This is a genomic window from Phaeobacter sp. S60 (assembly GCF_000826845.1).
In the GTDB taxonomy this organism is placed as follows: Bacteria; Pseudomonadota; Alphaproteobacteria; order Rhodobacterales; family Rhodobacteraceae; genus Phaeobacter; species Phaeobacter piscinae.
Genome location: NZ_JSWJ01000008.1, coordinates 228,884 through 251,209 on the forward strand (window position 1 = coordinate 228,884; position 22,326 = coordinate 251,209).

Genomic DNA, 22,326 nt, shown 5'->3' on the forward strand with positions numbered 1-22,326 from the left:
GATATGGAGCCTTTGTAGCAATGCGCAAGATGATAGCAGGACTGATTTTTATGTTAACTGCGGCAATTGCGCAGGCAGAGCCGGTGCGCGTTGCAGCGCTGGGGGACAGTCTGGTGCAGGGCTATGGCCTGCCGCAGGGGCAGGGCTGGGTGCCACAGCTGCAACGCTGGCTGGGGGAAAAAGGGGCCGAGGTGCGGCTGATCAATGCCGGGGTTTCCGGTGATACCACCGCAGGCGGCGCCGCCCGGATTGACTGGACGCTGGCGGACGGACCGGATGCGCTGATCGTGGCCCTTGGGGGCAATGATCTGCTGCGCGGCCTTGCGCCATCCGAAAGCCGTGCCAACCTCACCCGTATTCTGGAGGTCGCAAAGGCCAATGCGGTTCCGGTGCTGCTGGTTGGCATACAGGCACCGGGCAATTACGGCGCGGATTTCAAGGCTGAGTTCGACGCGATCTTTCCCGATCTCGCGCGGGATTATGACACGTTGCTTCACGCGGATAGCCTCGCCGGTATTCGGGCCGCAACCGGGGATGATATTCAGGCTGCGGGGCAATATCTGCAGGAGGACGGGATCCATCCCAATGCCGAAGGCGTGGCGTTGAATGTGGCCGCCATCGGTCCGAAGGTGCTGGAACTGGTCGAGTTGGCAAAGCAGTAGGTGTCTCGCCAGGCGGGTTTGATCCGGTCGTTGCAGTTCTCAAAGCCTGTTCAGCCCGGAACACATCCCCCGCAACAAAAGACGGCCCCGATGAAGGGGCCGACAGCTGATCTTATTGTCGTTCTGGCCGCTCAGGCCAGTTCGATATTCACCGCAGACTCGCGGCCATCACGGCCCGGTTGCAGCTCATAGGTGACTTTCTGATTGTCGGCGAGGCCGGTCAGCCCGGACCGCTCTACCGCAGAAATATGTACAAAAACATCGCTGCCACCCGCATCGGGTGCGATGAAACCGTAGCCTTTGGTGGTGTTGAACCATTTGACGGTGCCTGTGGCCATCGTCTTCTTCTCCCAGTCTTTACTCAAATCCCTGTCCGCGACATGCGACAGCCCGGCAATGTCATTGCGTATTCATGACCGAGCCTCCTAGGACAGCGATGAGTTCTGCGTAACCTTGCGGTAACGATCTTGTCGCCAAAGGTCTTTCGGCGCAAGTGTTATAGCGGGGGGTGCCTGTCAGTTGGGCAGCGCAGGGGCGCGACGGCGCGCTGATCGGCAAAGCTCAGCACGCAGGCAGGCAAGCTGGCGCCGAAGCGACGCCAGATCACGCGTTGTCGCTCCGGTCTGATATTGGTCAGAGCACCGTCACCACGGTTCCCAATGGCACCCGCTCATAGAGATCGACAATATGCTCATTCGTCATGCGGATACAGCCGTTGGAGACAGAATGCCCGATGGTCTGCGGCTGATTGGTGCCGTGAATGCGGAAATAGGTGTCGATGCCGTTCTGAAACAGGTAAAGCGCGCGCGCGCCCAGCGGATTGTCGGTGCCACCGGGCTGGATGTATTTATTATCGACAAAGCGGGCATAGCTGCGTGGATCGCGCTCGATCATCTCGGGCGTGGGACGCCAGGTCGGCCATTCTTTCTTGGCCTGAATAACGGCGGTGCCGGTGAATTCGAGACCCGCGCGACCAACCCCAACCCCGTAACGGCGCGCCCGTCGCGGCTCCGTCACATAATAAAGGTAATAGGATCGCGGCAGCACAAGGATCTGCCCGGGGGCGAATTGCTTCTTGATGCGGACCTCTTGCGGGGTCGGATCAAAGACCGTTTCGGCTGACCCGATCTGGGGCCAGAGCGAGGCTGCGGCGGAGCTGGCCAGAAAGGCGCGGCGTGACAACATGCGGGGCTCTTTCAGTTTTGGAACAGATGCAGCCAGTCTGCGGGGTGGGAACAATCCGGTCAATAGGTGGCCCGGTGCGGGTCGGTTGCACCATGGCCTGCGCGACGTCGGTGCAACAGCTGCCCGCAGTCAGGCCGTTGTCTCCTTGGCAGATCAGGCTTCGTCAGATCACGAAGCTGTGATACTCTGTGATCGGATCGCGTTTCTGATCCACCGCCAGTTTCGGCGGATTTCAGTGATTGGCGACAGTATTTCCGGCGCGGCTGCGGGGGCAGTTCCACCGGCTTGGTCGCACGGGGGTATGCGTTATTTCTAACGGTTCGGTGTTGGGCCTGATTAGCTTGCAATCGGACTGACCCTGTCTGAAATCGGCCGGGTGTTGTGCGCAGCACGGCTGGCGGTCTGTCGGGGGTCATATACTGGAGTAACGATTGTGACTGTTTCATTTGGTGCGCGCGCGGTATTGGCCGCGCTGACGATGGCTGTGGGCATGACCGCAGCCCACACAAGTAAGGCGCAGGAGGGCGGTGGGTTTCTCGCAACCTCGCTGCGCTATTCAGAACGGATGCTGGACCGGCAGGAGGATGTGACCAATAAGGTCGCGATTGCCCTGCGCGCACGGCAGTCCGGGCAGCTGGGCATCAACAAGATCACCTTTGGCGGGCGCTTCTTAGGCACGGTGATCTATGAGAACACCAATACGCCTGGCAAATTTCCGATTCTGTCGCGCCTGCCGCCCACCCACACCAGCGGCACCTCTGATACCTATGGGGTGATCAATGATATCTCGCTCATCGCTACGGCCACGGCACCTTTCCTGACAGCGGTGGTGCAGGGCGAATATACCGAGATCGAGTATCCCGGTCAGAATGATGTCCAGCTGCGCAAGGCCTGGCTGGCCATCGGCGATTTGGACCGCTCACCTTTCTATGTTGCGGTGGGGCGCAAGACCGTGAACTTTGGCAATTTTGCCAGCTACGCGCCCTTCACCCACACCCATAGCAGCCATTACTTCTGGGCCCAGACCAAGGATCCGCTGATTGAGATCGGCTATATCACCGACCGGACCGAGCTGGCCCTGTCGATCATCCGCAACCATCGCGGCAACCGGGTGGTCAGCAGTCCGAAGAACGATGATCACTACACCAACTACGCGCTGAACGCGGCCCATCGTATCCCGCTGGCCAATGGGCTGGGGCTGAAACTCGGCGCGGGCTTCCTGCGGGGCACCATCTACGACAGCACCATCGCCCATCATCCGCCGAGCAGCGGTATTGATCGCGGCTGGAACGGGGCCTGGGATGTCCACGCCACCCTCAGCGGAGCGCGGTTTGACGTCATGGCCGAATTCACCCAGACCACCGACCGCTGGCCCGCCACCGACCACAAGGTCAGCGCGCTGACGCTGCAGGGGCGCTACCGGAATGAGTTTCTGGGGCGCCCTGCGGTCTATTCGCTGTCGGCCAGTCACGGGCGGCAGGGGGCATCGGGCACCGAATGGGAATCGATGTCGCAGGTCATTCTGGGGATGGAGGTTGCGGTGGCCCCCAATGTCACATTGGGCGCAGAATACCTATTCAACGATGGGTTCGTGCCGCTGATCTTGCCCCGGCGTACCGGCGACGCCAGCGTGCGGTCCCATAGCGTCATTCTGGGGGCAAAGCTCACCTTCTAGGCGCAGGCAGGCCGAAGGGGCGCGCGGCGGCAGGCCCTTGTCCCGCGCGCAGTCTTCCGTATATCGGGAAGGAGGTCGCACCAGCGGCCTGCTGCAAGGAGTGATCGCGACATGGGCGCCAAAACCCTGACCTGCCTCAGCTGTGCGCAGCTGAACCGTGTGCCGGAGGACCGTCTGGCCGCGGGTCCCAAATGCGGCACCTGTGGCGCGGTGCTGATCCCGGCGGGGCCGGTGGATGTCGATCCGGCAACCCTGCAAAAGGCTGCGGCACAGGATGATCTGCCACTGGTGGTGGATTTCTGGGCGCCTTGGTGTGGCCCTTGCAAGATGATGGCGCCGGATTTTGCCAAGGCGGCAAAATCGCTGAAGGGCCAAGTGCGGCTGGTCAAGCTGAACACCCAGACCCATCAGTCCACTGGCGCGCGCTATCGTATCAAGGGGATCCCGACACTGGTGCGCTTTGCCCGTGGCAAGGAGCAGAAACGACAAGCCGGCGCCATGCGGGCAGGGCAGATCATCAGCTGGGCCAAGGGGTAGATGTAAGGGGTGTCACAGTGCGGGAAGATGCCTGCCAGGGGCGCCGTCTCAGGCCGTGCGGTGTGTCTCATCCCGGTGCGGCTGCGCCATTGGGCGTAATCCGGGTGGCAGGTGAACCATAACCAAAATCGTCAAAATCGCACTTGTTGTCCCGACGGTGGGATAGAGCATCAGGCTGTACCAGAGGGGCAAGGCATATAGGGTATAGGCCGCCACAGCAGAGAAAACCCCTGCAAAAGTGCCCACAATGATCCCGATCCACGCCATAGTTCTACCCTTTGGGTTGAGTTGCATTTAATCTACAATTTTTTTGGCGGATCGCAACGCTCTGATATCCACAAGAATAGTTCAAATTTTCTATAGATCTGGTTAACGGACGGTGGGGTCTTACGCGCGCGCGCCGTGTAGGATCCGTTAGGTCATTGTTTTGAAATGAAATTTAGAGGGTGCCTCTTGCCAGTAAAGGGTTGGGTCGCCATGGAATTGACTAATCCTGCGAATTTTTTGCTGATACACTGCGCGAGAACCCGCCGTTTTTGACCATCAGGAACACCGTGAGTGCCAGTCCAGATGTGCCTCCAAGGCAGGAATAGAGCAGGAACAGGCCCCAGATCGGCAGGTCGTAGGCCACATGCCCAATCACGGTGACCAGCATTGTCACCCCTGCACTCGTCAACATCGCCAACCAAGCCATCGAAACCTCACCCAAATAGAGGTAAACCTGTCCCAAAGTAGGCTGTGCAATCAATACGTCTTACGGTCAGACAGGCAGTATGTTGGTGTCTGTTGCAGCTTATTTGTGAACTATGGCAAGAACAGCACAGAGTTGTACGTATACCGCGCGCGCATCTTTGGATTGTTCATCTGTCGAGGAAGCCAATCAGGCGCGAGCAGGTTTCCTCGATAGCCCTTGGTGCGCAGCCGGTCCCAGATTGTCGAGGGTTTCTCTGGTAAAGGCATCACGGGCCGCTTTCTGTGCCCAAAGCAGCAGGATTGCCAGCATCGCCGAGGGCACCCCGAACAGAGGATAAAGCAGCAAGCTCATCCCGAAGGACAGGCCGATCAGCGTATAGCCCAGAATGGCTGCATTCAGCCCGCCAATGACGCCTACCAGAATACCAATCCCTGCCATGCTCCGCCCTTTCTCCGGCCCTATCCCCAAGCGGTTCTCGCCGGGGGCATCGTGAGAGTATGGTTAAAGACTAGCGATGATTTTGTTCAAATTATGCCGATCAGGTGGCGGAGTAGGGAATGGAGAAAAGGGGAGGCTGTGCACCTCGGCACACTCGTTGGGCCAGCCGGGTGTCATGCGACGACGCGCGTAGGCGAACCGCGATCTGTTGTGCGGCATTTTCTCAACAGCAGACACACTGAGGATGAAGGGCCCGGCACAGGGCGGCGCTTCCACTACCGCACGTCAAAAATCGACGCTGGAACAATATTGGCTATGGCCTGTCCGTCCCAAGCTTGAAGGAGGCCTATGTGGGCCTCCTTCTTCTCGCAAGATACTCATGTTTTGGAGTGGGGTCGCAGCGATGGGCAGATTTGCACGACCGCTGCGACTTTAAAGCCCAAACCAAGGGCTCTCTACCGGGAGAGCCCCTCACTCACCGCACAAACTTCTTGTGCTTCAACCGCTTGGGCTCCAGTGCATCAGGGCCCAGACGGCGTTTCTTGTCCTCTTCGTAGTCCTCGAAGTTGCCCTCGAACCACTCCACATGGGCGTCACCCTCAAACGCCAGGATATGCGTACAGATCCGGTCGAGGAAGAAACGGTCGTGCGAAATCACCACGGCGCAGCCCGCGAAATCCACCAGCGCGTCTTCCAACGCCCGCAGGGTTTCCACGTCCAGGTCGTTGGTCGGTTCGTCGAGCAGGAGAACGTTGCCGCCCTCTTTCAGCAGGCGCGCCATGTGAACGCGGTTGCGCTCACCACCGGACAGGAGGCTCAATTTTTTCTGTTGATCGCCGCCCTTGAAGTTAAACGAAGAGCAATAGGCGCGGGAATTGACCTGCGCATCGCCCAGTTCGATGATTTCAGCACCGCCGGAAATCGCTTCCCAGACGGTTTCGTTGTCATCCAGATCGTCGCGCGACTGATCCACATAGGACAGCTTCACGGTGTCGCCGTAGCTGACATTGCCCTCATCGGGCTGTTCCTGACCGGTCAGCATGCGGAACAGGGTTGATTTACCCGCGCCGTTGGGGCCGATCACACCGACGATGCCGCCGGGGGGCAGGTCAAAAGACAGCCCCTCAACCAGTTGCTTGTCGCCGTAGTGTTTGGAAATGCCTTCAACCTCGATCACCTTGGAGCCAAGACGCGGGCCATTGGGGATGACGATCTGGGCGCGGGTCAGCTTCTCACGCTCGGACTGGCTGGCCAGATCGTTATAGGCGTTGATCCGGGCCTTGGACTTGGCCTGACGGGCCTTCGCGCCCTGACGCATCCACTCCAGCTCGCGTTCCAGCGTCTTCTGCTTGGATTTGTCTTCGCGCGCTTCCTGCTCCAGGCGTTTGGCCTTTTGTTCCAGCCAGGCGGAGTAGTTGCCCTCATAAGGAATGCCCCGGCCACGGTCCAGTTCGAGGATCCAGCCAGTGATATCATCGAGGAAATAGCGGTCGTGGGTGACGCAGAGGATGGTGCCTTTGTAGTCGATCAGATGCTGCTGCAGCCAGGCGATGGTTTCCGCATCAAGGTGGTTGGTCGGTTCGTCAAGAAGCAGCATATCGGGCGCTTCAAGGAGCAGTTTGCACAGCGCCACCCGGCGGCGTTCACCGCCCGAGAGGTTGGCGATTTCCGCATCATCCGGCGGGCAGCGCAGCGCCTCCATCGAGACGTCGATTTGGCTGTCCAGATCCCAGAGGTTCTCGGCGTCGATCTTGTCCTGCAGTTCGGCCATCTCCTCGGCGGTCTCGTCCGAGTAGTTCATCGCCAGCTCGTTGTAGCGGTCCAGGATCGCCTTCTTCCCAGCCACGCCCAGCATGACGTTTTCACGCACGGTGAGGCTTTCGTCCAGCTTCGGCTCCTGTGGCAGATAGCCAACCTTGGCGCCCTCAGCCGCCCAGGCTTCGCCGGTGAAATCGGTATCCAGACCGGCCATGATTTTCATCAGCGTCGATTTACCAGCGCCGTTGACGCCGACAACACCGATTTTCACACCGGGGAGAAAGGACAGGTGAATGTTTTCAAAGCATTTCTTGCCACCGGGATAGGTCTTGGAGACCCCCTGCATGTGGTAGACGTATTGATAGGCGGCCATGTGACTGCTCCGTGATGGGGGAATTTCGCTGGCTGGTGTGATAACGGATGGGGCGGGCCGGGGCAATGCGGGATGAGCGCGGCGGCTCTTGCAGTTTCCATCGGGGTGGGGCGCCCCGCAGCACGCCTCACGCCTGGCCTGTCCTGCGGGACGGCCTGTCAGGCCTTTTGTCGCCGGGGCTTTGCCCCGGACCCCAGAGTATTTACTGGAAAGATGACAGGTGATTTACGCTTTCACCTTTCTTCAAATACTCCGGGGTGAGGCCAAAAGGCCGAGGGGCAGCGCCCCTGTCTGTCTGGGCTGCAGGGCTACTCGGTGAAACAGGAAAGGAAGTGGTTTAAGGCTACGTGCATATGTCCTCGCTGCGCGCCGCTCAGATTTCCAGGCTGGACTGCCACGAGGTGTCGCTTCAGGCAGGCGAGTAGGTGTGAGAAACGCAACCTGTTCTTCGGTAAGCCCACAACACCTGATTGATCTCTCTCCTAACTCTGTGCATCAAGGCGGGTATGACGCATCGCCTGCCCCATATCCCGCCCGGAACCACTGTTGGTCTGTTGGGCGGCTCCTTTGATCCGCCGCATGAGGGGCACCGGGCGATCTCGCTTGCCGCGTTGAAGCGGTTCGGGCTGGATCAGCTGGTCTGGCTGGTCTCCCCCGGCAATCCGCTGAAGGCGCATCCGCCAGCCCCCTTGGCGCGGCGGATTGTGGCGGCGCAGGACCTGATGGATCACCCCCGGGTGCAGATCAGCGGGATCGAGGCCGATTTTGGCACCTGCTACACCGCCGAAACTCTGCGCATGCTGCGCAAACGCCACCCCGGCGTGCGGTTTGTTTGGTTGATGGGGGCGGATAATCTGGCGGATTTTCATCGCTGGAAGGATTGGCAGCAGATCCTTGAGACGGTGCCGGTGGGGGTGCTGGCACGGCCCGGAGACCGGATTTCGGCGCGACTGTCACCGGCGGCGCGGCTTTATGCGCCCTACCGGCTGAAGGGCGGGCAAAGCCGCCTGTTGGCAAAGGCCTGCGCACCGGCCTGGTGTTTTGTGAATGTACCAATGGTCAACGCCAGCTCAAGCGAGATCCGGGCGCGGGGCGATTGGTCAGCGACGCAGCCGCGCTGAGAGAAGCCCGGCGCCGATCACCACCGCAAGCCCAGCCCAGGTCAGCGGGTCGGGCCATTGCGCAAACACCCACCATCCAAGCGACACCGCTGCGATCAGCTGGAAATAAACCAGCGGCGCCAGACGCGATGCAGGCGCCTGCGCATAGGCAAACAGCAGCAGAAGATTGCCCAGCATCGAAAACCCGGCGCTGCCAAAGGTCAGTGCGGCGGTGCTCAGGCTGGGGGCAGGCAGGGCGGTCAGCCCCAAAGGCAGGGTCAGCAATGCGCTGATCGACAGCTGTGTCAGGCTCAGCTGCAACGGAGTGCCCAGATGTGACAGCCAGCGCGAGCTGGTCAGGAAGCCACCATAGCAGACGCCTGCGACTGCGGCCCAGATCAGATTGGCCGAGCCGCCAAGACCGGGGCGCACAACCAGCAGCACGCCACAGAACCCCACCGCCATCAACAGGCTGCGCGCCAGCGTCACCGGTTCACGCAGCAGCAGCACCGATAGACCATAGCTGACAATCGGCCCGACAAAGAAGGCCGCAAAAACATTGGCCAGCGGCTCCGTCTTGAGAGCGATCTGAATGGACAGGATGCCACCGCTCAGCAGGGCGGCCCGCAGCCACAGCCGCCAGTCGCCAAACAGCGGCCACGCCCCGCGACAGGCAAAGGGCAGCACCAATACGGTGCCGATTGCAAACCGTGACCACGCCACAAATCCCGGTGTCGCCAGACCGCCCGATGTGAGCAGTTTCCCGCAAAGGTCCCCGGCAGGGATCATTGACATGGCGACAAACATGATCATCACTGCCCGTACCATCGCGCCAGCGGTAACAGGCATCCACCTCCGGGGAAAGCGGCCAGATCTCCGCGGCCCCGCGACATAAAAACCTGTGGCGCGTTTGCAGAATTGTAGGGGTTTTGAGTAGACTATTGCTAATATGATTTCGCGACGTTTTTTCCTGACCTCCGGCCTTGCCTCTGTGGCGGCGACCACTGCGCTGGCCAATGCGCCTGCGGTCTCTCTGCGCCCAGTGGCGCGCGATCCGGCCAGTCTGATCAGCGCGGGTGGCGGGCTGAAGGGGCTGTTGTCCCGGGCCGGCCTCTCGGGGGAGGTCGCCTGCGCGGTGGCAGATGTGAAAACCGGTCTGCGGCTGGAAGCCGAAGGGGCAGGTTCGGGTTTGCCGCCCGCCAGTGTCGCCAAGGCGCTGACCGCGCTTTATGCGTTGGATGTGCTGGGGGCAGATCATCGCTTTACCACGCAGATTGTCGCAACCGGCGGCATCAGCGGCGGTGTGGTGGCAGGCGATCTGGTGCTGGTGGGCGGTGGTGATCCGATGCTGAACACCGACACTCTGGCGCAGCTGGCCAAGGCGCTCAAAGCAGCGGGCATCCGCGAGGTGCGCGGCGCCTTCCGCGTCTGGGAGGGCGCGCTGCCGCAGATCAAGTCGATTGATCCCGGCCAGCCCGATCACGTGGGGTACAGCCCGGCGATTTCAGGGCTGGCGCTCAATTACAACCGGGTTCATTTCGAGTGGAAGCGTGCGGGCCAGGGCTGGGCCGTGACCATGGATGCCCGGACCAAGAAATATCGCCCCGAAGTCTCTGTTGCGACGATGAAAATCGCCCAGCGCAGCCTGCCGGTCTATAGCTACTCCGAAGGCAAGGATACTGACCGCTGGACCGTCGCCAGCAAGGCGCTGGGCAAAGGCGGCGCGCGCTGGCTGCCGGTGCGCCATCCGGGCGCTTATGCGGCGGATGTCTTCCGGACCATGGCGCGTGCCAATGGCATCAAACTCCCAGCGCCAAAGATCGCCAGATCGCGCCCCTCGGGGCAGGTGGTGGCCCATCACAACAGCCCGCCGCTGGATCTGATGCTGAAAGCGACGCTGAAATATTCCAACAATCTGATGGCCGAAATGATCGGTCTGGCGGCCACGCAGGCGCGCGGCGGACGGCCCCGCACGCTGAAGGATTCTGCTGGTGCGATGAACCGCTGGGCGCAGGTCACCTATGGCATGGCCAACACCCGGCTGGTGGATCACTCCGGCCTGGGCGAGGCTTCGCGGGTGACCCCCGATGATATGGTCAGCGCGCTGGTGGCCTCCTATCGGGATGGGCGGTTGAAACCTTTGCTGAAATCCTTCCCCATGCGCGACAGCAAGGGCCGCATTCAGAAGGGCCATCCGATCAAGGTCGCGGCCAAAACCGGTACGCTCAACTTCGTATCTGGTCTCGGCGGGTTCATGACCGCCACCGATGGCACCGTGCTGGCCTTTGCCATTTTCAGTGCCGATCAGAAGGCGCGCTCCCGCATCTCACGGGCGGAGCGCGAACGCCCGCAAGGGGCAAGATCCTGGAACCGCCGCGCCAAGCAGGTGCAGCAAAAGCTGATTGAGCGCTGGGGGCGGGTTTACGGCAGCTGATCCGGTGCAAGACCAGACGCGCGGCTCTATCGGTCTGTGCGCGCGTCTGCCCCGCCCTGTTCTCTGTCCGGGCTACAACTCCTGCCAGCTACGCTAACCGCCCGCCATTGTGTGGACCCAGATCTCTGCCTGCGGTTCATGCGGGGCGCGGGTGCCGTCGGTGACAGCCCCCAGCCGCCTTGCCACTGCCTGCGACCGTAGATTGTCGTGATCAATATAGCTGTAGAGGTGGTCCAGCCCCAGATCCTCGGAGGCCCATGTCCTGACCGCTATGGCGGCTTCGGTCGCAAAACCCTGTCCCTCGGCCCCTTCAAACAGATGCCAGGCCAGCTCAATCTCCGGCCAGTTGGAGTGTTTGATCAGACCGACGCGACCGACGGGTACGTCGCTCTCCTGCGATGTGACAGTAAAGAAGCCAAAGCCATGCCATTGCCAGTGGCCAACCCCTGTCAGAAACCCGAACCATGCCTGATCTGCGGTGATCGTCTCACCCTGCGCAACCATCGAAGGCGCGCTGGTCATAAAGCGGGTAAAGGCGGGCAGATCGTCGCGCTCAGGCCCGCGCAGGACCAAACGCGCAGTTGTCAGCCGGGGGGCGGTGGTGAGCGCTGTCATACCTGCGTATCCCTGTCTGCCCGTCCCTCTGTCACATCAGACCATATGCCGGGCGCGGGCGCCGCGTTCGATGGCGGCGGCGTGCAGCCGGTCGATGTTCAGCTCATAACGGATCTCTTCCAAAAGCCGCAGTTCGGACTCCGCCAGGCTGCCATCGGCGGCAGCCACATCGCAGGCCAGCGCATAAGCGGTCTCAAACAGGCGCTCCGGCAGATCCTCACGGATCAGCCCAAACAGCGCGTCCAGCCCGTCTTCCTGCTCAAACAGGTCAAACACCGTCTGCGAGGTGCGATTGACCCGATCGATGTCGTAATCTGCAAACACGGGCAGCATGTTCACCGCCGACTGGATTTTCACCAGTTCAGCGGTGCGGATGTTCTCATCCGAGGCCGACACCGCCACCATCAGCGCAACAAGGCAATCCTGCGGGGTAAAGGGATGGGCGGTTTGGGTGTTCATTATGAAATCCAGTAAATTGGCATGTGTTCTGCATAGAAGAATAGGCATCGTGTCGACCCCGATCAACGGGACAATGCGTCATCGTGCATATTCCGCCGCAGGCACCGGCACGGTAGGGGCGTCAGGGCTGCTGTTTCTTGACTCATTTCGCCTGCCGCCATAGGTGAGGCCGACCGGGTGCATGGGGTGCCCGGCAGTGGTTTGTCGCCCGCAATATCGCCGCCCATAGCGGCACCACCCGTGGCGGCAGGCAGCCCGACCGGAGCAGTGCCCGGTTGCCGATGGAGAAAACAATGTCTGATCTGCGCGAAGAAGCTCTGAAGAGCAAAGCCTGGCCGTTTGAAGAAGCCCGCCGGGTTCTCAAACGTTATGCCAAGGGCGCGCCGGAGAAGGGCTATGTTCTGTTTGAAACCGGCTATGGCCCCTCCGGCCTGCCGCATATCGGCACATTCGGCGAGGTCGCCCGCACCACCATGATCAAAACCGCCTTTGAGGTGATTTCCGACATCCCGACGAAGCTGATCTGCTTCTCGGATGATCTCGACGGCATGCGCAAGGTGCCGGGCAATGTCCCCAACCCAGAGAGCCTGCAGGACCATCTGCAAAAGCCGCTGACCAGCGTTCCGGATCCCTTCGGCACGCATGAGAGCTTTGGCCATCACAACAACGCCATGCTGCGCCGCTTCCTGGACACCTTTGGTTTTGAGTATGACTTCTACTCGGCCAAAGAATTCTATGAATCCGGACAGTTCGACGAGGTGCTGAAGCGCGCGGTCGACAAATACGACGACGTCATGGCGATCATGCTGAAGTCCCTGCGCGAAGAGCGCCGCCAGACCTATTCGATCTTCCTGCCGATCCACCCGGAAACCGGCCGCGTCCTTTATGTGCCGATGAAGAAGGTCTGCGCCGAAACCTATACCGTCACCTTTGACGATGAGGACGGCAAGGAATGGACCCTGCCGGTGACCGGCGGCAATGTGAAACTGCAGTGGAAGCCGGATTTCGGCGCCCGCTGGGCGGCGCTGGGTGTCGATTTTGAGATGTACGGCAAGGACCATTCCACCAATACGCCGATCTATGACGGCATCTGCCGCGTGCTGGGCCACCGCGCGCCGGAGCATTTCACCTATGAGCTGTTCCTGGATGCCAACGGCCAGAAGATCTCCAAGACTTCCGGCAACGGCATCTCGATCGACGAGTGGCTGACCTATGCCTCGACCGAGAGCCTGGCCTATTTCATGTACCAGAAGCCGAAGACCGCCAAGCGGATGCATTTCGATGTGATCCCCAAGGCGGTGGACGAATACCACCAGCAGCTGCGCGCCTATCATGGCCAGGACCTGAAGGCACAGCTCAATAACCCGGTCTGGCACATCCACGGCGGTGACGTGCCACAGTCCGATATGGTGGTGCCCTTCTCGATGCTGCTCAATCTGGCCTCCGCCTCCAGCGCCGAGGACAAGGCCACCATGTGGGGTTTCATCAACAAATACGCGCCTGATGCGACGCCCGAAAGCAACCCGACAATGGATCAGGCCGCAGGCTTCGCGGTGGCCTATTTCAACGATTTCGTGAAACCGGAGAAAACCTACCGTCTGCCCTCCGATCAGGAGCGCGCGGCGCTTCAGGATCTGGCAGATGCGCTGAAATCGTCTGAGGCGGCCCTCGCTGCGATCGCCAAGAAGAATGAACTCGCAGGCAACACCGATCCGCTGCCCGAGGCGGATTTTGCGGATGAGGAATTCCTGCAGTCCGTCGTCTTTGCCATTGGCAAGATCCATGGGTTCGAGCCGCTGCGGGCCTGGTTCTCGGCCATCTACGAGGTGCTGCTGGGCGCCAGCCAAGGCCCGCGCTTTGGCGGGTTCATCGCCCTTTACGGGGTCGAGGACACCATCAAGCTGATTGATCAGGCGCTGGCAGGTGAGCTGGTCTAACCGGCTGTCAGACCACAGAAAAACATCGGAAAAGGGCGCCCCGACGGGTGCCCTTTTTCCGTTGCGGGGCAGGTTTTGTCAGGTTGGCGTGAATTGACGGGTGCAAGCGGCGGCCTAGCTGATCTCTCATCAAGGGAGATGTTTTATGCGCAAGTTTATGTTGATGAGTATCTGCGTCGCCATGATGGCGCTGCCTGTTTCCGCCTCTGCCGAGGGGCGCGATACGGCCATTACCGGGGTGATCAGCGACCAGATCGCCGCCTTCCTGCGCGGCGATGCGGAGGCTGCCTTTGCCCATGCGTCCCCGATGATCCAGGGGCTGTTTGGCAGCTCTGAGCGGTTTGCGACCATGGTGCAGTCCGGCTACCCCATGGTCTGGCAACCGGATGAGGTACGCTATCTGGATCTGCGCAATGTTGCGGGCGGCCTGTGGCAGCGGGTGATGATCACCGACCCCGAGGGGCGCGTGCATCTCCTTGGTTATCAGATGGTTGAGACTGCGGCGGGCTGGAAAATCAACGCGGTCCAGCTGCTGACTGCGGACGCCCCGACGGCTTGACCCGCCCACTCGATGACCACTCCACCATCCCCTCCGGGGGGTAGTGCATACCCTGCGAACGCCCCTCTGACAGCGCGTTAAATTCCGCCCGGTATAACCCTTTCCCTGATTGAACCGGGCTGCGGCCTGCGGTGCCGGAAACGGCGGTTTTGGAAAGGGTGACTGATGAACATAGCGATCACTGACGGCGTAGAGCTGATGCCCCCGGCCTTTGCTGAGGGGCTGGCCAACTGGTCCAGCGGCAATGGCACACCGGGATCGGACACCTATCAGGGGGCGGCCAATGCGGCCTTTGTCGCGGCGGACCCCGATTTCGGTGGCTGTCTGGAGCTGCAAAAAACCACCTCGGTGCAAAAACTGCGCAATATGACCCGCACCATGCTGACGCCGGGCTGCTATCTGCAGATCACCGCAAAGGTGAAGGCGATCAGCGGCGCCCTGCCCACAGTGCGCATCGCGGCCTGGGCCGGACAGTCCGGCGGCGGCCATCTGGGCGGCGTGGTGGAAACCGGGCCGGGCACCAGCCTCTCCACCTACGGCGAGGTGGTTGAGGTCACGGCCATTGTCGGCACCGGCAGCCGCAATGGCGTCGATATGCCCTGGGGCCGTGCCGCGCGCTTTGCCCATGTGGGGCTGGATCTGATCGGGGCAAACGGCGGCGTGGTGCGAATCGAGGATATCGCGGTGCGCGATGTCACCGGCGTGTTCCTGCGCGACATGATTAGCCTTGTGGATGTGACCGATTATGGCGCCGTCGGCGATGGCAGCACCGACAATACTGCCGCCTTTGAGGCCGCAGATGCCGCCGCCGCAGGCCGCCGTGTACTGGTTCCCGCGGGGGAGTTCTTCCTCGCCAGCACGGTTTCCATGAACCATGAGGTCCGGTTTGAGGGCACCGTCCGCATGCCCACCAACCGGATGCTGCTGCTCACCCGCAACTTTGATTTCCCCAGCTATGCTGCCGCCTTCGGGGATGAGGAACTGGGGTTCAAGAAGGCGTTTCAGGCGCTTTTGAACAACGCCGACCATGAATCGCTCGATCTCTGCGGGCGCAAGGTGACCCTGCGCGGGCCGGTCGATATGCAGGCGGCGGTGCCCAACAAAACCAGCTATGCCACCCGTCGGGTGATCCGAAATGGCCAGTTGGAGGCCGCCGCCAATGCCGCCTGGGACACCGACACGGTGACTGCACAGGCGACTTACAGCACCAGCGACGCGCGCAAGCTGACCAATGTCGCCAATATCGCCAATATCCCCGTCGGCGCCTTGGTCGAAGGCAGCGGCGTCGGGCGCGAGATCTATGTCCGGGCCAAAAACGTGGGCGCGCGGGAACTGACCCTGACCGCGCCGCTTTACGATGCGGTCGGCACCCAGCAATTCACCTTCCGCGACTTCAAATACATGCTGGATTTCAGCGGTTTCAGCGCGCTCAGCAAATTCGGCATGACCGAGGTGGAGATCCAATGCGCGGGCCGTTGTAGCGGGATCCGTCTTGCGCCTGCCGGCACGGTGTTCAGCCTGGATCACTGTTTCATCTCGCGTCCGCTCAATCGCGGCCTCACCTCCATCGGGTCGGGCTGTCAGGGCATTCTGGTGGACAATTGCCAGTTCCTCTCCGATGAGGAGCCGCTGAATGTCTCCGCGCGCCAGTCCATCGCGCTGAATGTGAATGCCAATGACGCCAAGCTGCGCAACAACCGTGCGACCAAGTTCCGCCATTTCGCCCTTCTGGGCGGGCAGAACCAGACCGTGACCGGCAACCACTTCTTTCAGGGCGACACGGTCGCCGATGGCAGTCGCACCGCTGGGCTGATCCTGACCAGCACCAATTGCGCCTCCACCGTGTCGGACAATTACATCGACAACTGCTTTGTGGAATGGACCAATGAACGCGATGCGCGGCCGGATTTCAGCAGCGGCTTTTCCTTCAGCGCGCTGTCGATCACTGACAATGTGTTCCTCTCCGGTGATGTCGCCCGTTGGTTCAGCTACATCGTGGTCAAACCCTATGGCAGCGGCCATTTCCTCAATGGGATGACGGTGTCGGGGAATAAATTCCGCTCCATCAATGGCTCCATCGACCGGGCGGAACGGGTGGACACCAGCTTTGCGGATCTCGATTTCAGCCGCTCCAAGAGCATCTTTTACGAGGGCAACACCTATCACAATGTCTCAGCCGCCGTGGCCAATCCGCTGCGGATTGAACATGTGCAGGGCAGTACGGCCAAGACCTGGACGGTCGACACTGATGATATGCTGCCGTTCCGCGGGCAGGCGCGGGGGGTCGACAGCGTCATCGCGATTGGCCCGGTGGAGGTCAGCGGCGGTGCTGATCGCCACGCCATGCCGCACACCAAACTGCGGGTTGGCAGCCGTCGCGATCAGGTGCAGCTGATCTGGCCCGAGGCGGTGCGCGGCACTGTGCAGGTGACCGTCCGGGTGGACAAGTAACCCTCGCCTTGAGATGCGCAGGCGGGGGTCAGAACCGGTGCCAGATTGCCAGTTTGATCCCCAGCGACCGGGTCTCGGTCCGCTTGTGTTGTAGGCCAATCACCAGCTCTGGCGCGTCCTTGCCGAAGCGACGCGCCAGTGGCACCCGCAGACTGGGGGTGACCGCAACGGAGAGCGAGGCCCCAGCCGTTTTACTGGTTTCCACCTGCAACAGTGGCGCCAATTTGCCGGGGCGGTTCAGCCCGAAAGTGGCATCCAGTTTCCAGGTCTGCTCCAGCCCTTTGCTGCGCCATTCATGGCCCAGATCCAATGCCACCCATCCCGAAAGCGGCCGGTCGCGCCACCGGGTGTCAAACCCGCGCCCGTATGACAGCGTCAGCCGTTGCATTGGCGCCCAGACCGCGCTGCTCTGGTTCAGCCCCAGCGCCAGTTCCACCGCCGTATTGGCACGCCCCAATCGGGGCAGGGGATGGCGCACGAACAGCAGCGCATGGGCAGAGCTGCCCCGGCTCAGGTTCAGATCCACCCCCACGGTCCAGCGCGGATGCAGCCCGTATTCACCGTAATAGCCAACCTCAGCCGGGATGCGCTGTCCTGCGTCCAGCCCCTTTATCGCGGCCAGATCCCGCCGCAGGGTCAGGCTGGTTGCGCTGAACCCCTGTCCCTTTTGCTGTAACCACGCCCCGGCAAAGACCGGCGCCGAAGGCATCAGACAGGTCAGGATCAGTGCCAGAAGACGGGCGAAGTGATGAGACATGAAAACACCTTAAAGTTGTTTGCACTTTTGACCACTCTTTTTATGGAACAGCAGGCTGGCCGCCCGGTGTGGCAAAAATCTCTGCCGGATTTTCCCAAACCGGCGTAGGCTGGACCCGGACAACGGAGGAAGCCATGCCGACGATCGCGACCAATACCGAAACCCAAACCGTCATCACCACATTCGAGATGACACCGGGCACCTGTCAGGATCTTCTGGACGCCCTGACTGAGGCCTATGCCGAGTTTATTTCCCATCAGCCGGGGTTCATTTCCGCCGGGTTGCATGTGAACGACGCTCAGACGCGGATTGCCAATTATTCCCAGTGGCGTCGGCGCGAGGATTTTATGGCCATGTTGCGCAGCGCCGAGATGCGCAACCGCAATCGCAAGATCAATGAGCTTTGCCGCAGCTTTGAGCCAGTGATGTATGAGGTCGCCGCAACCTTTTGATCTGTGGCGCGTTTCCCATCTGTGGGCGGCTGATCTTGATCAAGGTAGGCGCTTCGGGCCTGCCCCATGATACGCCTGTCCCATGATGCGGTCACAGACAGAGGAAAGCGCAGATGTACAGCCATATTCTTGTCCCGATTTCATTCGACCCGGATCGCGATGTCAGCGGCCCACTGAAACTCGCGGGGCTGCTGGCCACGCCGGAGGCGAAGATCACGCTTTTGCATGTGGTCGAACAGGTGCCGGCCTATGCGATTTCCTACATGCCGGTTGATTACCTCGATGCGGCGCGCAAGGCGTTGCAAGCAGAGTTGGACGGGCTGGCCAAAACCCTGCCGAATGCCAGCGGCCTGCTGATCGACGGCCATTCCGGCCGCGCCATCCTCGACTGGGCCGAAGACAATTCTCCCGATCTCATCATCATCGCGTCACACCGTCCCGGAATGCAGGATCTGTTGCTCGGCTCAACCGCCACCCAGGTGGTGCGACACGCGTCCTGTGCGGTACATGTCGTACGCTGAGGCTTGCGCTGTTTTGACGCCGGGCGCGCAATATTGCGCCGCCAGACTTGTCGTGCGGCAAAAGCGACCCCACTTGCAATGCAATCATATTTTGTGAGGAGAAAACGATGCAATGTCCAATTGATGGCACACAGCTGGTCATGACCGACCGGGCCGGAGTGGAAATCGATTACTGTCCGCAATGCCGGGGTGTCTGGCTGGATCGTGGTGAATTGGACAAGATCATTGAACGATCCGCGCCGCAGCAACCCACGCCGCCGCGTGACAGCTACCGCCCCGAGAAACGCGATTCAGATCGGCATTATTCCGAAAAACGCTACAAGAAAAAACGTGGTGGGTTTCTCGAAGATCTTTTTGATTTTTAAGAACGACATGCCCGGACGTCAGGTATCGCCAACTAAAGACAGCGCATTAAACCGATGTCCAGGCCTTTGCCTGCTGCGCCCCTGATCGCGCAGGTCATCAAAAAAAATGCCCCGATACCATCGTCTGGTATCGGGGCGTTTTTCTTCATAACATATTGTTAGATGCGTGCTTTGTCGCCGCGTGGGCCAGCGATCAGCCATGCGATCAGACCAATGACAGGCAGGATCAGAATGACGAGGGTCCAGACCACCTTGGCCGCGGTCGAGGCGCCTGAGGTCAGAACCTGATAAATCGCATAGAGATCGGCAATTAGAATGATCAGACCAAGAAGACTGTAACCCATTTTCTCTCTCCAATGATTGTGTTCTGTGATCCCAACCATTCAAAGGCTCAGAATGTTCCGATAAAAATTTTTGGAACCAATTCACCGGATATCTCGTTTCCTCTCCGAACCATCACCGAGATGTATCGCAATTGGAAAGGAACCACGTTATGAAAACCACTACTGGAATTGTCCTGGGTGTTATTGCCGTCATCGCCATTGCGATTGGCATCTACATGGTGGACGTCGACCAGACTGAAGAAGCCAGCCTGCCTGACGTTGATGTCAGCGTCGAAGGCGGCAACCTGCCTGAATTCGATGCCGAGGTGGGGTCCGTCTCCATTACCGAGGAAACCGCAACGGTGAAGGTCCCCGACGTCGATGTGACCATGGAAGAAGCTGAAATCTCGGTTCCCGGCCTGAAAGTGACCCCGCCGGAAGACGCCGCTGACGAAGTTGCCGCCGAATCCAACTAAGAGACGCAGCTGCCTGATCCGGCACAGTTTGCCCCCCGCCATCGCGGGGGGCTTTTTTGTCCGGTCGGTCGGGGGCAGGCGTCGTCGCCGCCGCTATCTTTTCGTGAGCCAGCTAGCCCCGCAGCCCTGCTGAGCCTATGAGAACTTCTTCTGCGACTTGCCCCGATAGGCCCGTGTCCCGGCCTTGCCCGCAGTGGAACGCCCGCGTGATTTCACCGCCGCATCTGATGCGGCCTCAATCGCGGATTGCCGCGCCAGCGGATCGTCAGAGACCGCCAGATCCACCGCTTCCAGCCGCTTGACCTCGTCGCGCAGCCGCGCGGCTTCCTCGAACTCCAGGTTCTCGGCGGCCTTGCGCATCTGCTCGCGCAGCCCGGCCAGATGGGCCTCCAGATTGGCACCATGCATCGGTTTGTCGATGGTTGCGGTGACACGGTTCATATCCACATCGCCCTCATAGAGACCCGCCAGCACATCCTCGACGTTTTTCTTGACGGTTGCGGGGGTGATGCCGTGTTCCTCGTTATAGGCGATCTGTTTTTCGCGGCGGCGGTTGGTCTCGCCAAGGGCGCGTTCCATCGAACCCGTGATGCGGTCGGCATACATGATAACCCGGCCTTCAGCGTTCCGGGCCGCGCGACCGATGGTCTGAACCAGCGAGGTTTCGGAGCGCAGGAAGCCCTCCTTGTCAGCATCCAGAATGGCGACCAGCCCGCATTCGGGGATATCCAGCCCCTCACGCAACAGGTTGATGCCGATCAGCACGTCAAAGGCGCCAAGCCGCAGATCCCGCAGGATTTCGATCCGCTCCAGCGTATCGATATCGCTGTGCATATAGCGGACCTTGATCCCCTGTTCGTGCATATATTCGGTCAGATCCTCGGCCATGCGTTTGGTGAGGGTGGTCACCAGCGTGCGGAACCCATCCGCGGTGACGCGGCGCACCTCGTCCAGCAGATCGTCGACCTGCATATCCACCGGGCGGATTTCGACCTGCGGATCCAACAGGCCGGTTGGGCGGATCACCTGTTCAGCAAAAACGCCACCCGATTGCTCAATCTCCCAGGCCGCCGGCGTTGCCGAGACAAAGACCGATTGTGGGCGCATCGCGTCCCATTCCTCAAACTTGAGGGGGCGGTTATCCATGCAGGACGGCAGGCGGAAACCATGTTCGGCCAATGTGAATTTACGCCGGTGGTCACCTTTGTACATGCCGCCGATCTGCGGCACGGAAACATGGGATTCATCCGCAAAAACAATGGCATTGTCCGGGATGAATTCAAACAGGGTAGGGGGCGGCTCCCCCGGGGCGCGCCCCGTCAGATAGCGCGAGTAATTCTCGATCCCGTTGCAATGGCCGGTGGCCTCGAGCATTTCGATGTCGAAATTGGTGCGCTGCTCCAGCCGCTGTGCTTCCAGCAGCTTGCCCTCACCAACCAGCTGATCCAGCCGCATCTTCAGCTCTTCTTTGATCGAAATGACCGCCTGTTTCAGCGTCGGCTTCGGGGTCACATAGTGGGAATTTGCATAGACGCGGATCTGATCGAAGGTGCCGGTTTTCTCGCCGGTGAGCGGGTCGAATTCGGTGATGCCCTCCAGCTCCTCACCAAAGAAGGACAGCCGCCAGGCGCGATCCTCAAGGTGGGCGGGGAAAATCTCCAGCGAATCGCCGCGCACCCGGAAGCTGCCGCGCTGAAACGCCTGATCGTTGCGTTTGTACTGCTGCGCGACCAGATCGGCCATGACCTGCCGCTGGTCATAGTCATCGCCGACCTTCAAATCCTGCGTCATCGCCGAATAGGTCTCGACCGAGCCGATACCATAGATGCAGCTCACAGACGCGATGATGATCACATCATCCCGCTCCAACAGCGACCGGGTGGCGGAGTGGCGCATCCGGTCGATCTGTTCGTTGATCTGGCTTTCCTTCTCGATATAGGTGTCGGAGCGCGCGACATAGGCCTCTGGCTGGTAATAGTCGTAGAAGGAGACGAAGTATTCGACGGAGTTCTCCGGGAAGAAGCCTTTGAATTCGCCGTATAATTGCGCCGCCAGTGTCTTGTTTGGGGCGAGGATGATGGCCGGGCGCTGGGTCTCCTCGATCACCTTCGCCATGGTGAAGGTCTTGCCCGTACCGGTCGCCCCCAGCAGCACCTGATTGCGCTCGCCGTCCAGCACGCCTGCTGACAGCTCCTTGATTGCGGTGGGCTGGTCGCCCGCCGGATCAAACTCCGTATGCATCACAAACTCTCGCCCGCCTTCCAGCTTGGGGCGGTGCTGCGGCGCGCGGTCAGCCATCATCGGCATGGATTTGTCGGAATGGGCGTATGGCATTGTGGCTCTCTCCTGCTAGGGGCAGAGATTGGTCTGTTTTTGTTCTTATTCAAGGGGGATTTTGCCCGCGCGCATGGATGAAGGCCCCGCTTTGCGCTCAAACCTGTCGTGAAGGTCCTGAAATCCCCGGTTTTCCACCCAAACCTGCGCAATCTGCGGCATTTGCCACCTTGCCCGCCCGCAGGGTTCAGCGCATATAGGGGGCAGAGATTGACGAGGAG

The 22,326-nt window shown here is 60.6% G+C and carries 23 protein-coding genes; 12 read left to right on the plus strand and 11 right to left on the minus strand.

Annotated features, from left to right (window positions below; genetic code table 11):
- The first annotated feature begins 20 nt into the window (after window positions 1–20).
- Window positions 21–662 carry an arylesterase gene (locus OO25_RS08825; protein WP_040179705.1) on the plus strand — a complete coding sequence of 214 codons (642 nt, stop codon included), beginning with the start codon at window positions 21–23 and terminating at the stop codon, window positions 660–662.
- A gap of 131 nt (window positions 663–793) precedes the next feature.
- Here the strand turns inward: OO25_RS08825 and OO25_RS08830 are convergent, their stop codons facing one another.
- Both OO25_RS08830 and OO25_RS08835 read right to left on the minus strand, forming a co-directional pair.
- On the minus strand, window positions 794–1,000 hold the full coding sequence (locus tag OO25_RS08830) for a cold-shock protein (RefSeq protein ID WP_014875536.1): 207 nt from the start codon (window positions 998–1,000) through the stop codon (window positions 794–796).
- Window positions 1,001–1,295: 295 nt separating this feature from the next.
- Window positions 1,296–1,847, minus strand: coding sequence for a L,D-transpeptidase (locus tag OO25_RS08835; protein ID WP_024096283.1), 552 nt, complete (start codon window positions 1,845–1,847; stop codon window positions 1,296–1,298).
- A gap of 433 nt (window positions 1,848–2,280) precedes the next feature.
- Here OO25_RS08835 and OO25_RS08845 point away from each other — a divergent pair, with 433 nt between their 5' ends.
- Both OO25_RS08845 and trxC read left to right on the plus strand, forming a co-directional pair.
- On the plus strand, window positions 2,281–3,522 hold the full coding sequence (locus OO25_RS08845) for a hypothetical protein (protein ID WP_040179707.1): 1,242 nt from the start codon (window positions 2,281–2,283) through the stop codon (window positions 3,520–3,522).
- 111 nt (window positions 3,523–3,633) lie between these two features.
- Window positions 3,634–4,059, plus strand: a complete 426-nt coding sequence (gene trxC / locus OO25_RS08850; RefSeq protein WP_040179709.1) for a thioredoxin TrxC — start codon at window positions 3,634–3,636, stop codon at window positions 4,057–4,059.
- 487 nt (window positions 4,060–4,546) lie between these two features.
- Here the strand turns inward: trxC and OO25_RS08860 are convergent, their stop codons facing one another.
- From OO25_RS08860 to ettA, 3 genes are all read right to left on the minus strand, one after another.
- Entirely contained in the window at window positions 4,547–4,753 is a 207-nt protein-coding gene (locus OO25_RS08860; protein ID WP_040173462.1) for a hypothetical protein, read from the minus strand.
- A gap of 186 nt (window positions 4,754–4,939) precedes the next feature.
- Window positions 4,940–5,191, minus strand: a complete 252-nt coding sequence (locus OO25_RS08865; RefSeq protein ID WP_040173464.1) for a hypothetical protein — start codon at window positions 5,189–5,191, stop codon at window positions 4,940–4,942.
- Between the two features lie 475 nt (window positions 5,192–5,666).
- Window positions 5,667–7,322 (minus strand): energy-dependent translational throttle protein EttA, encoded by a 1,656-nt coding sequence (gene ettA / locus OO25_RS08870; protein WP_040173466.1) that lies wholly within the window; start codon window positions 7,320–7,322, stop codon window positions 5,667–5,669.
- Between the two features lie 506 nt (window positions 7,323–7,828).
- Here ettA and OO25_RS08875 point away from each other — a divergent pair.
- Window positions 7,829–8,443, plus strand: a complete 615-nt coding sequence (locus OO25_RS08875) for a nicotinate-nucleotide adenylyltransferase (RefSeq protein WP_040179712.1) — start codon at window positions 7,829–7,831, stop codon at window positions 8,441–8,443.
- Here the strand turns inward: OO25_RS08875 and OO25_RS08880 are convergent.
- Window positions 8,423–9,271 carry a DMT family transporter gene (locus OO25_RS08880; protein ID WP_242407009.1) on the minus strand — a complete coding sequence of 283 codons (849 nt, stop codon included), beginning with the start codon at window positions 9,269–9,271 and terminating at the stop codon, window positions 8,423–8,425. The genes OO25_RS08875 and OO25_RS08880 overlap by 21 nt on opposite strands.
- A gap of 100 nt (window positions 9,272–9,371) precedes the next feature.
- Between OO25_RS08880 and dacB the strand changes: the two genes are divergently transcribed.
- On the plus strand, window positions 9,372–10,856 hold the full coding sequence (dacB, locus tag OO25_RS08885; RefSeq protein WP_040179713.1) for a D-alanyl-D-alanine carboxypeptidase/D-alanyl-D-alanine-endopeptidase: 1,485 nt from the start codon (window positions 9,372–9,374) through the stop codon (window positions 10,854–10,856).
- A 93-nt stretch (window positions 10,857–10,949) separates the two neighbouring features.
- On the opposite strand, the gene OO25_RS08890 is transcribed toward dacB, so the two are convergent.
- Both OO25_RS08890 and OO25_RS08895 read right to left on the minus strand, forming a co-directional pair.
- The gene (locus tag OO25_RS08890) at window positions 10,950–11,471 is read right to left on the minus strand and encodes a GNAT family N-acetyltransferase (protein WP_040179715.1); all 522 of its coding nucleotides are present in this window, start codon (window positions 11,469–11,471) and stop codon (window positions 10,950–10,952) included.
- A 36-nt stretch (window positions 11,472–11,507) separates the two neighbouring features.
- Window positions 11,508–11,930 carry a tellurite resistance TerB family protein gene (locus tag OO25_RS08895; protein WP_014875525.1) on the minus strand — a complete coding sequence of 141 codons (423 nt, stop codon included), beginning with the start codon at window positions 11,928–11,930 and terminating at the stop codon, window positions 11,508–11,510.
- Window positions 11,931–12,223: 293 nt separating this feature from the next.
- Here OO25_RS08895 and OO25_RS08900 point away from each other — a divergent pair, with 293 nt between their 5' ends.
- The 3 genes from OO25_RS08900 (at window position 12,224) to OO25_RS08910 (ending at window position 16,877) form a co-directional block, all read left to right on the plus strand.
- Window positions 12,224–13,867: a lysine--tRNA ligase gene (locus tag OO25_RS08900; RefSeq protein ID WP_040179717.1), complete on the plus strand. Its 1,644-nt coding sequence runs from the start codon at window positions 12,224–12,226 to the stop codon at window positions 13,865–13,867.
- A 145-nt stretch (window positions 13,868–14,012) separates the two neighbouring features.
- A complete protein-coding gene (locus OO25_RS08905) occupies window positions 14,013–14,426 on the plus strand; it encodes a DUF4864 domain-containing protein (protein WP_040179719.1) in 414 nt (137 codons plus the stop codon).
- 165 nt (window positions 14,427–14,591) lie between these two features.
- Complete coding sequence (locus OO25_RS08910; RefSeq protein WP_040179721.1) at window positions 14,592–16,877, plus strand: glycosyl hydrolase family 28-related protein; 2,286 nt, start codon at window positions 14,592–14,594, stop codon at window positions 16,875–16,877.
- A 28-nt stretch (window positions 16,878–16,905) separates the two neighbouring features.
- On the opposite strand, the gene OO25_RS08915 is transcribed toward OO25_RS08910, so the two are convergent.
- Window positions 16,906–17,634 (minus strand): hypothetical protein, encoded by a 729-nt coding sequence (locus OO25_RS08915; RefSeq protein ID WP_242407010.1) that lies wholly within the window; start codon window positions 17,632–17,634, stop codon window positions 16,906–16,908.
- A 134-nt stretch (window positions 17,635–17,768) separates the two neighbouring features.
- On the opposite strand from OO25_RS08915, the gene OO25_RS08920 reads away from it, so the two are divergent.
- The 3 genes from OO25_RS08920 (at window position 17,769) to OO25_RS08930 (ending at window position 18,972) form a co-directional block, all read left to right on the plus strand.
- Entirely contained in the window at window positions 17,769–18,086 is a 318-nt protein-coding gene (locus tag OO25_RS08920) for an antibiotic biosynthesis monooxygenase (RefSeq protein ID WP_014875520.1), read from the plus strand.
- 113 nt (window positions 18,087–18,199) lie between these two features.
- On the plus strand, window positions 18,200–18,607 hold the full coding sequence (locus OO25_RS08925) for a universal stress protein (protein WP_040173479.1): 408 nt from the start codon (window positions 18,200–18,202) through the stop codon (window positions 18,605–18,607).
- Window positions 18,608–18,714: 107 nt separating this feature from the next.
- On the plus strand, window positions 18,715–18,972 hold the full coding sequence (locus OO25_RS08930) for a zf-TFIIB domain-containing protein (RefSeq protein WP_040173549.1): 258 nt from the start codon (window positions 18,715–18,717) through the stop codon (window positions 18,970–18,972).
- Between the two features lie 158 nt (window positions 18,973–19,130).
- On the opposite strand, the gene OO25_RS08935 is transcribed toward OO25_RS08930, so the two are convergent.
- On the minus strand, window positions 19,131–19,316 hold the full coding sequence (locus OO25_RS08935) for a PLD nuclease N-terminal domain-containing protein (protein ID WP_040173482.1): 186 nt from the start codon (window positions 19,314–19,316) through the stop codon (window positions 19,131–19,133).
- Between the two features lie 149 nt (window positions 19,317–19,465).
- Between OO25_RS08935 and OO25_RS08940 the strand changes: the two genes are divergently transcribed.
- Window positions 19,466–19,771: a hypothetical protein gene (locus OO25_RS08940; protein ID WP_040173485.1), complete on the plus strand. Its 306-nt coding sequence runs from the start codon at window positions 19,466–19,468 to the stop codon at window positions 19,769–19,771.
- A gap of 135 nt (window positions 19,772–19,906) precedes the next feature.
- On the opposite strand, the gene uvrB is transcribed toward OO25_RS08940, so the two are convergent.
- Window positions 19,907–22,105: an excinuclease ABC subunit UvrB gene (gene uvrB, locus OO25_RS08945; protein ID WP_040179722.1), complete on the minus strand. Its 2,199-nt coding sequence runs from the start codon at window positions 22,103–22,105 to the stop codon at window positions 19,907–19,909.
- Window positions 22,106–22,326: the final 221 nt, after the last annotated feature.

Bases quoted from the DNA above. Each gene is read 5' to 3' on its own strand.
- dacB (WP_040179713.1), top strand. From the start codon at position 9,372: ATGATTTCGCGACGTTTTTTCCTGACCTCCGGCCTTGCCTCTGTGGCG.
- OO25_RS08910 (WP_040179721.1), top strand. From the start codon at position 14,592: ATGAACATAGCGATCACTGACGGCGTAGAGCTGATGCCCCCGGCCTTT.
- OO25_RS08890 (WP_040179715.1), bottom strand. From the start codon at position 11,471: ATGACAGCGCTCACCACCGCCCCCCGGCTGACAACTGCGCGTTTGGTC.
- OO25_RS08880 (WP_242407009.1), bottom strand. From the start codon at position 9,271: ATGCCTGTTACCGCTGGCGCGATGGTACGGGCAGTGATGATCATGTTT.
- OO25_RS08825 (WP_040179705.1), top strand. From the start codon at position 21: ATGCGCAAGATGATAGCAGGACTGATTTTTATGTTAACTGCGGCAATT.
- OO25_RS08935 (WP_040173482.1), bottom strand. From the start codon at position 19,316: ATGGGTTACAGTCTTCTTGGTCTGATCATTCTAATTGCCGATCTCTAT.
- OO25_RS08900 (WP_040179717.1), top strand. From the start codon at position 12,224: ATGTCTGATCTGCGCGAAGAAGCTCTGAAGAGCAAAGCCTGGCCGTTT.
- OO25_RS08925 (WP_040173479.1), top strand. From the start codon at position 18,200: ATGTACAGCCATATTCTTGTCCCGATTTCATTCGACCCGGATCGCGAT.
- OO25_RS08835 (WP_024096283.1), bottom strand. From the start codon at position 1,847: ATGTTGTCACGCCGCGCCTTTCTGGCCAGCTCCGCCGCAGCCTCGCTC.
- OO25_RS08830 (WP_014875536.1), bottom strand. From the start codon at position 1,000: ATGGCCACAGGCACCGTCAAATGGTTCAACACCACCAAAGGCTACGGT.
- OO25_RS08905 (WP_040179719.1), top strand. From the start codon at position 14,013: ATGCGCAAGTTTATGTTGATGAGTATCTGCGTCGCCATGATGGCGCTG.
- OO25_RS08895 (WP_014875525.1), bottom strand. From the start codon at position 11,930: ATGAACACCCAAACCGCCCATCCCTTTACCCCGCAGGATTGCCTTGTT.
- ettA (WP_040173466.1), bottom strand. From the start codon at position 7,322: ATGGCCGCCTATCAATACGTCTACCACATGCAGGGGGTCTCCAAGACC.
- OO25_RS08940 (WP_040173485.1), top strand. From the start codon at position 19,466: ATGAAAACCACTACTGGAATTGTCCTGGGTGTTATTGCCGTCATCGCC.
- trxC (WP_040179709.1), top strand. From the start codon at position 3,634: ATGGGCGCCAAAACCCTGACCTGCCTCAGCTGTGCGCAGCTGAACCGT.
- OO25_RS08860 (WP_040173462.1), bottom strand. From the start codon at position 4,753: ATGGCTTGGTTGGCGATGTTGACGAGTGCAGGGGTGACAATGCTGGTC.
- uvrB (WP_040179722.1), bottom strand. From the start codon at position 22,105: ATGCCATACGCCCATTCCGACAAATCCATGCCGATGATGGCTGACCGC.
- OO25_RS08865 (WP_040173464.1), bottom strand. From the start codon at position 5,191: ATGGCAGGGATTGGTATTCTGGTAGGCGTCATTGGCGGGCTGAATGCA.
- OO25_RS08915 (WP_242407010.1), bottom strand. From the start codon at position 17,634: ATGTCTCATCACTTCGCCCGTCTTCTGGCACTGATCCTGACCTGTCTG.
- OO25_RS08875 (WP_040179712.1), top strand. From the start codon at position 7,829: ATGACGCATCGCCTGCCCCATATCCCGCCCGGAACCACTGTTGGTCTG.
- OO25_RS08920 (WP_014875520.1), top strand. From the start codon at position 17,769: ATGCCGACGATCGCGACCAATACCGAAACCCAAACCGTCATCACCACA.
- OO25_RS08930 (WP_040173549.1), top strand. From the start codon at position 18,715: ATGCAATGTCCAATTGATGGCACACAGCTGGTCATGACCGACCGGGCC.